Genomic DNA, 13,819 nt, shown 5'->3' with positions numbered 1-13,819 from the left:
CGAGGATCCGGCAGCATCAGCGGCATTCGGCGGACCGTGCTCGACCAGCCCGCGCCGCATCGGATTCCGTACATGTGACAAGAACGATGGGTAACTTCGCCGCTGCGTGACCTGCACCCTGTCCTGGTATCGGTCCTGAGGGGCTACGGTAACCCTCGACCGCCCCTCTCCCTCCCCTCCCCTCCCCACCCAAGGAGATTCCTCGATGAGCCCGAACGTCCCTCTCGATACCGTGGCAGTGATCGGTCTCGGCTACATCGGCCTTCCCACGGCCGCTGTTCTCGCGCAGGCGGGCAAGACCGTGATCGGCGTCGACATCAAGCAGTCGAACGTCGACGCGATCAACGCCGGCAAGGTGCCGTTCGTCGAGGAGGGGCTCGAGACCGTCGTCGCGGGCACCGTCGCCCAGGGCAAGCTCTCCGCCCAGACCGAGACTCCCGTGGCGGACGCCTACATCGTCTCGGTCCCCACGCCGTTCAAGGGCGATCACGACGCAGATCTCTCCTACATCGAGGCCGCCGCGGCCGGTATCGCCCCGAAGCTCTCGGGCGGCGAGCTCGTCGTCCTCGAGTCCACCTCTCCCCCCGGCGCCACCGAGCACATGGCACAGGTCATCCTCGAAGCCCGGCCCGAGTTCACCACCGAGCCGAACCTCCCGAACTCCCTCTACTTCTCCCACGCCCCGGAGCGAGTGCTGCCGGGACGCATCATGATCGAGATGGTCGAGAACGACCGGATCATCGGTGGACTCGGCAAAGAGGCCGGCGAGCTCAACCGTGAGCTCTACGCGAGCTTCTGCCACGGCGAGCTCCTGGTCACCGACGCACGCACGGCCGAGATGGCCAAGCTCACCGAGAACGCGTTCCGTGATGTGAACATCGCCTTCGCCAACGAGCTCTCGATCATCTCCGAGCGCCAGGGCATCGACGTGTGGGAGCTGATCGCGCTCGCCAACCATCACCCGCGCGTCAACATCCTCCAGCCGGGCCCCGGTGTGGGCGGGCACTGCATCGCCGTGGACCCGTGGTTCATCGTCTCTGCGGATCGTGAGTACTCGAACCTGATCCGCACCGCTCGCGAGGTCAACGACTCCAAGCCCGAGCTGGTGCTCGACAAGGTGATGAAGAAGGCCGACAAGCTGAAGAACCCCTTGGTGGCCGCTCTCGGCATCGCCTTCAAGGCCAACATCGACGACCTGCGCGAGTCCCCCTCCAAGGACATCGCCCTCGCTCTCACCGACCGTCTGGACCATGGCACGGTGCTCGTGGTGGAGCCGAACATCGAGGAGCTCCCCAAGGAGTTCGCAGGCAAGGACAACGTCCAGCTCGCCGAGCTCGACGACGCCGTGGAGCGCGCCGACATCGTGCTGCTCATGGTGGACCACGACCCCTTCAAGGAGTTCGATCGGGAGAAGCTCCGGGAGAAGGTCCTCATCGATACCAAGGGCTTGTGGCGCTGACGCCCACCATGTGACCCTCTGACCTGTGTCGGTGCCTCGACCCGCACAGCTCACCTCCTCACCGCTCCGTCCATCCTTCGCACCCCACGGAACGAGACATGCACTACGACGAGACACGCTCCGACGAAGAGATCCGCCTGCTGCACGCGCGGGAGGCGATGTCCGATCCCGACAGCTTCCTCCAGCGGTACGAGGGACTCGCGGCGCGCGATCGAACGCAGAAGGTGCGGATCCAGGAGCTCAAGCGGAGAGCGAAGGCCGCCGAGAAGGAGAAGTCCTCGCTCGAGGAGTCCCTGAAGCAGGAGAGGGCTCGGGGGAAGAAGGCCGAGAAGGCCCTGCGCAAGAAGTCCGAGGCCCTGCAATCGAAGCTCTCCACGGCGCAGGGCAAGCTCGCCGACGTGCAGGGCAAGCACGTCAAGAGCGTGCGCGAGGCCCGACGGCTCCGTGAGGACCTGGAGCGTGTACGCGGCTCGAGGACGTTCAAGGTCGGCAAGGCGGTTCTCGGACCCACCAAGATCTTCCGTGGCGGCACGCGGCCCGTCCAGCCCGGGAAGCCCGCCGAGCTGGAGGCAGCTCCTGTCGAGAAGGCGACGCCGGCAGACGTCCAGTCCGACGAGAGCTCCGCACCGAACGGCTCGGGCGCCACGCCCGCGCCCCCTCCGCAGAGCGCTGCCCCTGAGCCGCAGACTGCGAACTCCGCCCCTGTCGACGAGACCCCCGGGGAGTCATCGCTCCCCGTCGGAGAGCGCAGCTACGCAACCCTGCGCCATGAGTTCGAAGCCCACCCCGACCCGGAGACCTTTGCCCATGTGCTGAATCGCGCATGGTACGGGCTCGGACTCATCGACGAGCCCGCACGGCTGATCGGGGAGAACCCAGATCTGGTCGAGCAGTTCGAGGAGCGCAGGAGGTCGATGGTCGAGCGCATCCTCGGAGACCACCGGCTGCGCCACGAGGGCCCGACGATCCCGCCGCGTGCGGAAGGGGTCGCCTATCTCCCCGAGCCGGGTCGGCTCATGTACTGCGTGCACTCGACGCCGGTCTTCAATTCCAACGGATACTCGACACGTACCCGCGGTGTCGCCAAAGGGCTCCACCGATCGGGCACGGACGTGCGCGTGGTGGGCCGAGCCGGATACCCGTGGGACTCCCGCGCCGACGCCGCCAAGCCTTCTGTCGAGCGCACGATGCGGGAGCTGGACGGGGTCCAGTACGTTCATCTGCCCGGTTCCGGCCTCGGCACCGTGCCGATGGACCGCTACCTCATCGAGTCGGCGGACGCCTTCACGCGCGAGGCCCTGCTGCAGCGGCCCTCCGTCATACAGTCCGCCTCGAACTACCGCACCGCCCTCCCCGCTCTCGTCGCCGCGCGCCGGCTCGGCGTGCCCTTCATCTACGAGATCCGCGGCTTCTGGGAGATGTCCCAGGCTGCCGCGAAGCCGAGCTGGGATGGCAGCGAGCAGTACGAGACCATTTCGGGCCTCGAGACCCTGCTCGCCCGCGAGGCGGACCACGTCCTGGCGATCACCCGCCAGGTGAAGGACGAGCTGCTCTCCCGCGGCATCCCGTCCGAGAAGATCTCGATCGCCGCGAACGCCGTGGACACCGACGAGTTCGCGCCCCTCCCCAAGGACACCGCCTACGCGAAGGCTCGCAAGATCCGCACGGATGTGCCCGTCATCGGCTTTGCCGGGAGCATGGTCGACTACGAGGGACTGAGCACGCTCATCGAAGCCTCGGTGCTGCTGGACGAGCACGGGATCGAGCACCAGGTGGTCATCGCCGGATCCGGCACGGCGGACGACGAACTCCGTTCGCTCCGCAGCGACCTCGGGGCCCACAGCGTGGTGCTCCTCGGTCGCCGTCCGATCCAGGAGATGCCTCAGCTCCTGAGCACCTTCGACATCGTGCCGATCCCTCGCCTCTCGCAACCTGTCACCGAGATGGTCTCGCCGCTCAAGCCGCTCGAGGCCTTCTCCTCGATGAAGGCCGTGCTGCTCTCCGATGTGGCGCCCCATCGAGATCTCGCCGGCCATCAACAGGAGCGCGCCCGCCTGTTCGACGCCGGATCTGCCTCCTCGCTCGCCGATTCCCTCGCCAGGCTGCTCGCGGATGCGGATCTGCGCCGGGATCTGGGACGTACCGCGCGACTGTGGACGCTCGACGAGCGCACCTGGACCCACATCGCCGAGACGATGAGGTCCGCCCACGGCGCCGCAGTCGCTGCGCACGACGCGAGCGTCGCGCCCGCTGAGATCTCCCTCGCGGACGTCACGATCGGCCTCATCGCGGACGAGTTCACCACCAAGTCCATCTCGTCCTCGATCCGTACCGTGCCGATCGACCGCTCCCGGTGGCTGGCCCAGCTCGAGCAGGATCCCATGGACCTTCTCCTCGTCGAGTCCGCGTGGGAGGGCAACGGCGGGCAGTGGCACCGGGGCGTCGGCGATTACGGGCCCGACGACCATCAGGACATCGTGAGCCTCCTGGCCTACTGCCGGCAGAACGGGATCCCCACTGCCTTCTGGAACAAGGAGGACCCGATCCACTTCCAGCGGTTCCGGTCGACCGCAGCGCTGGTGGACCACGTCTTCACGACCGACGGCGGGATCATCGGGAAGTACCTGGAGACCCCGGGCTCCTCCGCCCGCACCGTCTCCTCGATGCCCTTCTATGCCCAGCCCGCGATCCACAATCCTCTGCCCTCCCGGCGCCCGTACCAGCACACGATCGCGTACGCCGGCACCTATTACGGCAAGAGGTACGAGGAGCGCTCGCGGGAGCTGTACCGGATGCTCGACGCCGCCGCCAGCTACGGGCTGACCATCTACGACCGCCAGGCCGCCTTCCCGGATTCTCCCTACCGCTTCCCGCCGGAGTTCCAGCGGTACAGCGAGGGCGCCCTCCCGTATGACGAGGTGATCGACTCCTACAAGTCCCACCTCGCTCATCTCAACGGCAACTCGGTCATGGACTCGCCGACGATGTTCTCCCGGCGCGTGGTGGAGATCGCGGCATGCGGCGGGATCGCTCTGTCGGGACCCGGCCGTGGTGTCGAGGAGACCTTCGGCGGGATGATCCCCGCCTCGAAGGACTCGGCCTACTGGAGGGCTCTGCTCCACTCCTGGTCCACCGATCCCGAGGCACGGGTCCGAGAGGCCTGGCGCCAGATGCGAGCGGTGCACCGGTCCCACACCGTGCTGAGCGCCATGACCCTGCTGTTGCGCACTGCCGGAATCCCGGTGCGCGCGACGGGTTCGCCGTCGTACGCCGTGGTCCTCACCGAGGCCTCGAGCGCTCTCGTCGATGCCGTCCTGGCGCAGTCCCTCCGTCCGCGCACCGTCTTCGTCCCCGCCGGGCCGTCGGAGGCGACCGCGGCGCTCACCGGGTCGGGAATCGACGTGCGCGACTCCCAGTCGGTCCACGAGGTCGCCGAGGAGTGGATCGGACTGGTGGCCGATCCCCTGCCGCGCACCTGGTTCGAGGACCTCCTCCTCGCCCCTCGCTTCGGGGACTGGGACCGGATCGCGGCAGAGTACGCCGATGGGACGTCCATCGGCCGCACGCTGGCGGCGCCGGGCGTCGAACCAGGTTCGGCCTCCGGCCTGGTCTCGACCCGGATCGCCCGCGCGGCGAGCACCGTCGAGGAGGCGCTGCGCTCCCCGTCCGAGGCCGGGGTCACGCTCCTGGTCGCCTCGCCCCCGAGCACCGAAGCCATCGGATCCCGGCCCCTCGGGAGGACCGCGGCACCGCCCCTGGGTCCGCGGACCGTGCTCGTGGCCGGCCACGATCTGAAGTTCGCCGGCTCGATCCTCGCCTCCCTCGAGGAGGCCGGGCACACCGTGCTGATCGACCAGTGGGACAACCACACCCAGCACGACGAGGAGCGGTCTCTCGAGCTGCTCGCGCAGGCGGACATCGTCCTGTGCGAGTGGGGACTCGGCAACGCCGTCTGGTACTCCCAGCACGTGCGCCGGAACCAGCGTCTTGTGATCCGCTGCCACTCGCAGGAGCTCTTCCGGCCGTATCTGAGCCGGGTGAACCACGAATCGGTCGACGGCTACGTGTTCGTCGGCGAGCTGATCCGCCGAGCTGCTGTGGAGAGCCACGGCGTCCCGGCGGAGAAGACCCATCTGATCCCCAACTTCGTCGACGCCGAGCATCTCGACCTGGAGAAGCTCGAGGGCTCGGAGAAGCACCTCGGCTTCGTCGGGATCGTCCCCCGTGCCAAGCGTCTCGATCTGGCCGTGGACGTCCTTGCCCGTCTGCTCGAGCGGGATCCCGACTATCGGCTCTTCATCAAGGGCAAGCGGCCCGAGGACTACCCGTGGATGGCGCAGCGGCCGGACGAGATGGAGTGGTACGACGCGCAGTACGCACGCATCGAGGCGATCAACGCCGCCCACCCCGGGGCGGTCGTCTTCGACCCTCAGGGCGACGACATGCCGGAGTGGTACCGGAAGATCGGGATCGCGCTCTCCACCTCGGACTTCGAATCCTTCCACCTCACGATCGCCGACGGTGCTGCGTCCCGAGCTCTCCCCGTGTCGCTGGCCTGGCCCGGCAGCGATCTCATCTACCCCCGCGAGTGGCTCGCCGCCACCGTCGACGGGATCGTGGAATCCGTCGGGGCGAGAGAGGGCCTGGAGCGGGACGAGCGGTCCGTCGTGCTGGAGCAGTTCGCCCTCTCCACCTCGATGCCCGCCCTGCTCGAGATCATCGCGCCGACCGGCGCCTGACCCGCTGCAATGATGACTTCCCCCGATCCTCGGACTCCGCCCACCCCGACGTCGACGAGCTCGGCCTACTCGCGCGACATGGCGGAGCGGCTCGCCTTCGGCACTCCCTTCGACCCCACACCCCAGGACTCCAAGAAGGTCCAGGAGCTCCTGACGGGCTCGTTGGCGCTGCCCCCCAATCCGACCTGGTCCATGCCGGCGGAGATCACCTGGTACGAGAACCCGTTCAAGGAGCCGAACTGGGTCGCGCAGTTCCACATGCTCCGATGGCTGGACCCGCTGCGCCGCCAGGCGCAGAAGGGTCGCCACGAGCTCATCGACCTCTGGCTCTCCATCGCCGAGAGCTGGATCGAGAAGAACCCTCCGGGGAAGGGCCGGGCGAACTACTCCTGGGCGGACATGATCGAGGCCGCTCGCGCGATGACCTTCACCTTCGCGCTTCCTGTGATCGAGGATCTCCGGCCCGAGAAGCTGCCTCCGCTGCTGCACTCGATCGAACAGCACGGGGAGTGGCTCGCTGAACCGAGCCATATCCGCACCGGGAACCACGCCCTGCAGCAGCATCAGGGGCTGCTCGTGATCGGGGCCGTCCTCCGCCGTCCCGAGTGGATCGAGCTCGCCGTCTCCCGCTCGGAGACGATGCTCCGGGAGTCCTACGACGACCAGGGGGTCAACGAAGAGGGCGCGGTGCAGTACCACCAGATCAACTTCCTCTGGTGGAGGACGCTGCGCCGCAGGATCCTCCTCGCCACAGGAAGCGCTCCGGACGCCTTCGACCGGATCGAGAAGGCCCCTCTGGCCATGGCGCACTCCACGCGGCCGGACGGACGGTACGAGCTGATCGGTGACACCGAGGAGTTCACGCCGCGCGGCCTGGGACATGCCGCGATCGACTACGTCAGCAGCAGCGGGACGAAGGGGATCGCCCCGCGCGATCGCATCGCCGTGTTCGATGCCGGCTACATCTACGGACGCTCCACCTGGGGCGACCGGCGGCAGAAGTTCGCCGATGCGAGCTTCTACAGCCTCCGGTTCGGTCCGCAGAATCGGATCCACGGGCACGCCGACGGGATGTCGCTGACCCTCTGGGCCGGACGGGAGTCGCTTCTCGTCGACTCGGGGAAGTTCGCGTACGACGCGAAGGACCCGTACAGGGCGCACCTCCTCTCGCGCGCATCGCACAACTCCCTCTCGGTGGCCGGAGTCGAGCACGACAGGACCATCTCCGTCGAGCTCACCGCCTCCGGGCAGCACGACGACTTCGAGCACTACCGCTTCGAGGACCGCGGGTACGCCGGGACCGTCCTGACCCGGCACCTCCTCATCTCCCTGCAGTGGGGGGTCGCACTGGTGATCGACGAGTTCGTCGCGGACCAGGAGATCACCGTGAACCAGTCGTGGCACCTGGCCCCGACGGCGAGCCACCGCAAGGAGACGGACACCGTGGTGGTGCGCACCGCAGCCAATGAGCTCCGGCTCAGCTGGCCGGAGGGAACCGTCACGCCGAAAATCGTCCGCGGCTCCCGCGCCCCGTTCCAGGGCTGGTTCTCCCCGACCTGGCGGGTGATCGAGCCGACCCGGGTGGTCGAGACCAGCAGCATCGGCATCCAGGGGCGGGTGGTCACCGCGCTGAGCTTCACCGCGGCGAAGGAGCCACGCCCCGTCTCCGTCTCCATGGAGGAGACGGACCAGGGACTGCACCTGCAGATCGCTCGCGCCGACACCGACGCCTTCAGCGCGCTCGTGACCGACACCGACGCCGTGCTGGTCCGCGGCGAGCAGACCGCCGCGGACCTCTCCCACGTCCTGCGATAATCACCGTCACCCCGCGGCGAAGTGGGGAGAACTGAGGTACACCGATGAGGCTCTTCGTCGGAATCCGCGTCAAGAACGACGTCCCGCGGTCCGAGCGCGGCCCGCTCCGCGATGCTGTGCGCGCCGCCTACGCGGCGCTGGGCGCCGTCCAGCCGTGGCCGGAGGAGAACACCACCCAGGACCTCCGCTGGGTCCCCTCCGAGGGCCGGGTCGCCACCATCTTCCGCTCCAATGAGGAGCCGCCCATCCGCGAGCGCGACGGCTGGATCGGGAACAAGGCACGATGCTGGTCGTGGACCGGCATCATGGGCGGGGACCTGCACGCTCGTCTCCGATCGTCCACCGCAGCCACCGCGGACGACGAGGCGATCTGGTCCGGCATCGGCAGCTTCGCCCTGCTCGGCGCGACTCCGGACGCCCTCGTGGCCTATACGAACCAGCACCGCTCCGAATCGGTGTACTGGATCTCCACGCCGACCGCGGTGGTGGTGAGCAACTCTGCCGCCCTGCTCGCGACGATGCGCGGCAACGGCACCCCCGAATACAGCCGCGTCGGGACGGCCGCGTTCCTCATGCACGGGCTGCCCTTCGCCGACGCGACTCCCTTCGAGGGCGTGCGCACCCTGGACGCCGCCGCGAAGCTCAGCTCCGACGAGCGCACGGACCTGCGCATCACGTACGACGAGGTGGAACAGGACGACTCCGCCGCGGATGTCTCGGCGACCGCGGAGACCATCGCGCAGGGCCTCGTCGACTACGCGAAGGTGCTCGCCTCCGGCTCCGGAGAGGTGGCCGCCGCGATCACCGGCGGCAAGGACAGCCGCCTGGTGGTCTCCACGCTGCACGCCGCCGGGATCGACTTCTCCACCTACACCAACGGCCTGCCCGAGAGCGGCGAGGCCGCCGTGGGCACCACGGTGACCGGTGCGCTCGGAGTGGAGCACAAGCTCGTCACCCCACCCGTGCGACGCTCCGCCGGCGGCGCCGCCATCATCGAGGCGAAGCCCGAGCTCCAGGCATGGACGACACTGCGCTCGACCGGCGGGATGGGCAATGCCTTCACCATGCTCCCGGACCCGTCGCGGCCGCACCTCTCGACCACCAGGAAGACGAACTTCGGCGGGCAGGGCGGAGAGATCATCCGCGGCGGCTTCGCCAGGGAGCTCGGCGAGACCCCGAGCTCGTCGGACGCCGTCTCCGCGCTGACCTCCCGATGGTTCAACAACAAGGACCTGCTCACCCCGCTCGCGGCCGAGGCCGTCCGCGCAGACATCCAGGGATACCTGGACTTCGCCGACCGGGACCCCGTACGCGCCACGTTCCTGGCCTACGTCACCAACCGCACGGGCCGCTGGCTGGCCACGATGCGGCATGGGGAGTCCGTCACCAGCTCCCACACCACGCTGCTTATTAACAACCAGATGGTGCGTCTGCTGCGCACCCTTCCCTCCCGGATGCTGCTGGGCGAGCGGATCGCCCACGAGGTGATGGCGACGCTCGCTCCAGAGGTGGTGGACCTTCCCTTCTTCCGCGACAGATGGGCGTTCGAGAAGAAGGGGCCCGATCCGATGTACAAGCCGGAGAGCTGGGACGATCGTGCCCCGTACTCGGCGCACGACCAGCCGCGCGCCGGCTACAACTGGCGATCCGCCTACAACAAGCCCCTGGCCTCCTACTTCAAGGAGTTCGTGCTCTCCCAGGAGAAGTCCCTCCTGTTCGACCTCATCGACCGCACCGCCGTAGCCGAGATGTTCGACGGCAAGAGATACCGTGCGCCTGCCGCGTGGGCTCTGTTCTCCTCCCAGTTCATGGCCGACGGGCGCTGGCTCGAGGCCTCCGCCCCGAGCGCGGCGACGATCGAGATCGAGATCCCGGCATGAGCGGAGGCCCAGCGGCCGAGGGCCCGATCAGCACCTTCATCTGGGGCAGCTGCGTCAGCCGCGACACCTTCGGCTACCTGCCCGAGCAGTTCACGCTGTCCCGGTACGTCGCCCGGCAGTCCCTGATCAGCGCGGGAACGGATGCCACCGCGATCCGGCCCCAGCTCACCGAGCTCGCCTCCACCTTCCAGCAGCGGATGGTCCGCGGCGACCTCGCCGGCGACCTCCTCACCGCGCTGGCCGCCCAGGCGACGACGACCGACGTGGTGCTCATCGACCTCGTCGACGAGCGCGGCGGCGTGATCCGCTTCGATCAGGACTACGCCACCAAGCTCAGCGAGTTCTGGGGCGCCGGTGGCCGCGAGGCCTCGCGTGACGGAGAGCATGTGCCGTTCGGCACCGACGAGCACTTCTCGCTCTGGTCCGAGGGGGCCCGGCGATTCGTCGGAGCGCTGCGAGAGGCGGAGCTGCTCCCCCGGACCCTCGTCCTCCATGCCCCTTGGGCGTCTGCCTACGACACGGGCGAGGACCTCGAGATCCCCGACTGGATGATGCGGCCCGAGGCCGCGAACGCCGCCTACGGGCGCTACGTGAGCTTTCTCCGGGACTGCGGCCTCCGTGTCACGGAGCTCCCCTCCGAGCTGGCGAAGTCCTCACGGAACCATCAATGGGGAGCGAGTCCCTTCCATTACCAGGCCGCCGCCTACGAGTACTTCGCACAGGCGATCGTCGATCTGGCCGCGGAGGTCGCAGAGGAACCTCGGCCGGCGGCGCTGGAGCGCCGCGACACCACTCCCTGGGGAGACGGGAACTTCCTCGAGATGGATTCGGTCGCCGCGCTTCCCGAGACGCTCGGGGAATCGACCTATCTGACGATCCGGCGCCACGGATACCCGCTCGATCTGTACGTGGAGAACCTGGGCGCCGCGACGACGCTGGTCAGCTTCCACGCCGCCCTCGGCGGATCCGGTCTGCAGCCCCCGATCTTCACCGGACGGGCGATCAGCCAGAGCAGCGGGATGAACCGCATCTTCGTGTCCGATCCCGGGCTGCTCGCGAGCGCCGACCTCGGACTCGCCTGGTACCTCGGCACGAACACTCTGAACGCCACCTCCCTGCTCACCGACGCGATCAGCGGCCTGCAGGAGCGGATGGGCGGCCAGCATCTGGTCTTCTTCGGGATGTCCGGGGGCGGGTTCGCCGCCCTGAACCTCTCCCACGAGTTCCCCGGGTCCCTGGCGGTGCCCGTGAACCCGCAGACGCGGATCCTCGACTACGCCGAGGTGCACTGGGACGCTATGGCACGAGCCTGCTTCGGTGCGGACAGCGCGGAGCAGGCTCGTGCGGTGCTCGAGTCGCACCCCCGGGCAGACCAACGGCGGCTCTACGCGGAGGGGTTCTCGAACACGGTGATCTATGTGCAGAACTCCGCGGATGCCCATGTCTCGACACAGCTGATCCCCTGGTTCGAGGAGGTGGGCTGGCCCGAGGGTGCCATGATCCATTTCGGCGACTGGGGATCGGGACATGTGCCGCCCCCCGCCCCGGTGCTCCGCACGATGCTCGAAGCGGTCGCCGCGGTCGACGGCGACTGGGCACAGCTCGCCGAGTCCTGGCAGGCGGCTCCCGCCACAAGAGAACTGGTCGCTCAGCGGACCAGCCGATGAGCGCACGCAAGGACCATCGGTGAACCGTCAGGACCAGAATCCGACGCCCACCCCGTCACGACGCAATCTGCTGATCGCCGGAGCCGTCCTGGGAGGAGCGTCCGTCGCCGGCGCAGTGGTCGTCGGCACCCGGAGAAGCGCTGACCACGACGACGAGCCGGTCGAGGCGACCGCCCCGCCGGCGACTCGGCCTGCGCGTCCCTCGGTCACCTGGACGGAACGGGACCCTCGGCTCCTGGAGTCCTTGAAACCCTCCGGCGCCGTCCGTCAGGTGACGCGCACCCACCACGACGTGTTCCCCTCCCTCAAGGTGCGCGAGATCCTGCCGCTGGCCGGGACGGGTGACGGGGTGAGCTCCTGGGTGGCGGCCACCATCATCGGAACGTCCCACCAGCTCCAGATCGTGGCGGCCGACGAGTCGTCGCCGCGGATCGTCCTGGACGTCCCTCTCGATCCCCCGGCAGAGATCCTCAGCATGGCGTGGGACCAGGACCGCGAGGTCCTGTATCTCTCCGCAGGCGGGAAGCTCTTCCACTGGAGGCTGGCGGCCCCGAACAACATCGAGCACGTCGCGGACGTGCCCGGGGCGACGAGCCTGTACGAGCTCCTGGTCGACCCGGACGGCGCCGTCTGGGGTGGTACCTTCCCCACGGGGACGGTCTTCCGATACTCGCCGGCATCCCGTGAAGCTCGTGCTTTCACGCAGTTCGCCTCGGACTCCGACTACGTACGCCGCCTCTCCATGGATGCCCGCGGTCGGATGTGGATCGGCACCGGAGCTCTCAACCCGAGGATCTTCACCTTCCACCGGACCACTCCGGAGTCCCGGGTCGAGATCCCGATCCCGGAACCACTCGACAGCGGATTCATCACGGCGATCCGCGCCGGCACGACGAAGGTCCGCGTGACGACCGATGGGCATCCGGACGTGTTCGAGCTCGATTCGCAGGCCCGCACCTGGGACCGGAGCTTCCGCGAACATGGCTGGGTGAGGACTCCGCCGTCGGAGCTGCTCGAGGACGACACCTACTACATGGCACAGGACGGAGAGCTGTTCGCGCACGGGGCTTCCGGTCGCCAGCACGTCACGAGCATCTCCGACTCCACGCCCCGCGCCGTCCACCTCCGAGGCTCCGAGCGCCTGATCTCCCAGGGAGCCGACGACGGCGCCGCTCTGGCACTGATCCCTCGCTCCCCCTCCGACTCCCGGCGGACTCGCACGGTGCACCTCGAACCCGGACGTTTCAGGGTGCAGAGCATCCTCGCCCCCGCCGACGGGACTCTGTATGCCGGCGGCTTCATGGGGTCCGGGATCGTCGGCATCGACCCCGACACCGGAGATCGCTGGCAGTCCCCCGGCACCGTCGACGTCATCGACCAGGTCGAGAGCATGATCGGAATCGAGCCGGATCGCCTCTACCTGGGGACGTACAGCTGGGCCGACATCATCTCCTGCGATCTGAGCGATCGCGACAGCGGCTCCAGCTATACGCGCATCGCGAGATACAGCGATGAGTACGACCAATCCCGTCCCTACGGGCTCGCGTCGAACTCCACGAGCCTCTTCGTCGGCACGGTGCCGGACTACGGGAGGTCCGGTGGAGTGCTGGCCAGGATCGACCGGGCCTCGAACGCCACCTCCTGGGTGATGCACGGCGAGGGCGACGGGTTCATCGCCGGGCATTCGATCATCGGACTGGTCGCCAGCGAGAAGTTCGTCTACGGGACGACCTCGGTGAGAAACGGGTCCGGTGCACGAGACACCGAGGGACCTGCCTGCGTCTTCAAGCTGGACATCGCGACTCGACGGGTCCTCTGGCGCACGTCACCCGTTCCGGACACCGGAGCGCTGTACTCACCGCATCTGGTGGCCGGCTGGCTGGTGATCGCGGATCTCGAAGGACTCGCGATCGTCGATCCCCGCAACGGGGAGCTGGTGGCGCGGCACGAGCTCGGCCCTGTCGCCAACTCCTCGCAGCGACCGGGATGGGCTTCCGCGGACCTCGCCGTCGTCGACGGCGGTCGCTTCATCGCCCATGCCGCCGGCGGGTTCGTGACCGTCGCGGACTTCCTCACCGGCGAGCTCTCCGAGGTGCAGGACGGGTCGAGCGCCGACGTCTTCGGGTCACGTGTGACCGCCTCCCCGGCCGGACGGCTGTTCGTCCCGGCACGGGGCACGAACATCGCTGAGGTCGGACTCTAGGACGTGCGCCGGGCCCCTCCCGGGGCCTCGCGACGCCCGAGCCGTGGCAACCCGGC

6 protein-coding genes are annotated in these 13,819 nt (G+C 68.5%); all 6 read left to right on the top strand.

All coding sequences use genetic code 11. The features are described from left to right. Positions 1–205: 205 nt before the first annotated feature. Positions 206–1,459, top strand: coding sequence for a UDP-N-acetyl-D-mannosamine dehydrogenase (gene wecC, locus CFK41_RS02495; protein ID WP_096798250.1), 1,254 nt, complete (start codon positions 206–208; stop codon positions 1,457–1,459). A 98-nt stretch (positions 1,460–1,557) separates the two neighbouring features. Continuing rightward, entirely contained in the window at positions 1,558–6,198 is a 4,641-nt protein-coding gene (locus CFK41_RS02490) for a glycosyltransferase (protein ID WP_096798249.1), read from the top strand. Positions 6,199–6,210: 12 nt separating this feature from the next. Further along, complete coding sequence (locus tag CFK41_RS02485; RefSeq protein WP_169928775.1) at positions 6,211–8,013, top strand: heparinase II/III domain-containing protein; 1,803 nt, start codon at positions 6,211–6,213, stop codon at positions 8,011–8,013. A gap of 44 nt (positions 8,014–8,057) precedes the next feature. Next, positions 8,058–9,893 (top strand): asparagine synthetase B family protein, encoded by a 1,836-nt coding sequence (locus CFK41_RS02480; RefSeq protein WP_096798247.1) that lies wholly within the window; start codon positions 8,058–8,060, stop codon positions 9,891–9,893. Then, entirely contained in the window at positions 9,890–11,560 is a 1,671-nt protein-coding gene (locus CFK41_RS02475; protein WP_096798246.1) for a DUF6270 domain-containing protein, read from the top strand. The genes CFK41_RS02480 and CFK41_RS02475 overlap by 4 nt, the downstream gene beginning before the upstream one ends. A 19-nt stretch (positions 11,561–11,579) precedes the next feature. Further along, complete coding sequence (locus tag CFK41_RS02470; RefSeq protein WP_096798245.1) at positions 11,580–13,763, top strand: PQQ-binding-like beta-propeller repeat protein; 2,184 nt, start codon at positions 11,580–11,582, stop codon at positions 13,761–13,763. Positions 13,764–13,819: the final 56 nt, after the last annotated feature.

The organism is Brachybacterium ginsengisoli (assembly GCF_002407065.1).
GTDB lineage: Bacteria > Actinomycetota > Actinomycetes > Actinomycetales > Dermabacteraceae > Brachybacterium > Brachybacterium ginsengisoli.
This window is presented reverse-complemented; position numbering and strand designations above follow the sequence as displayed.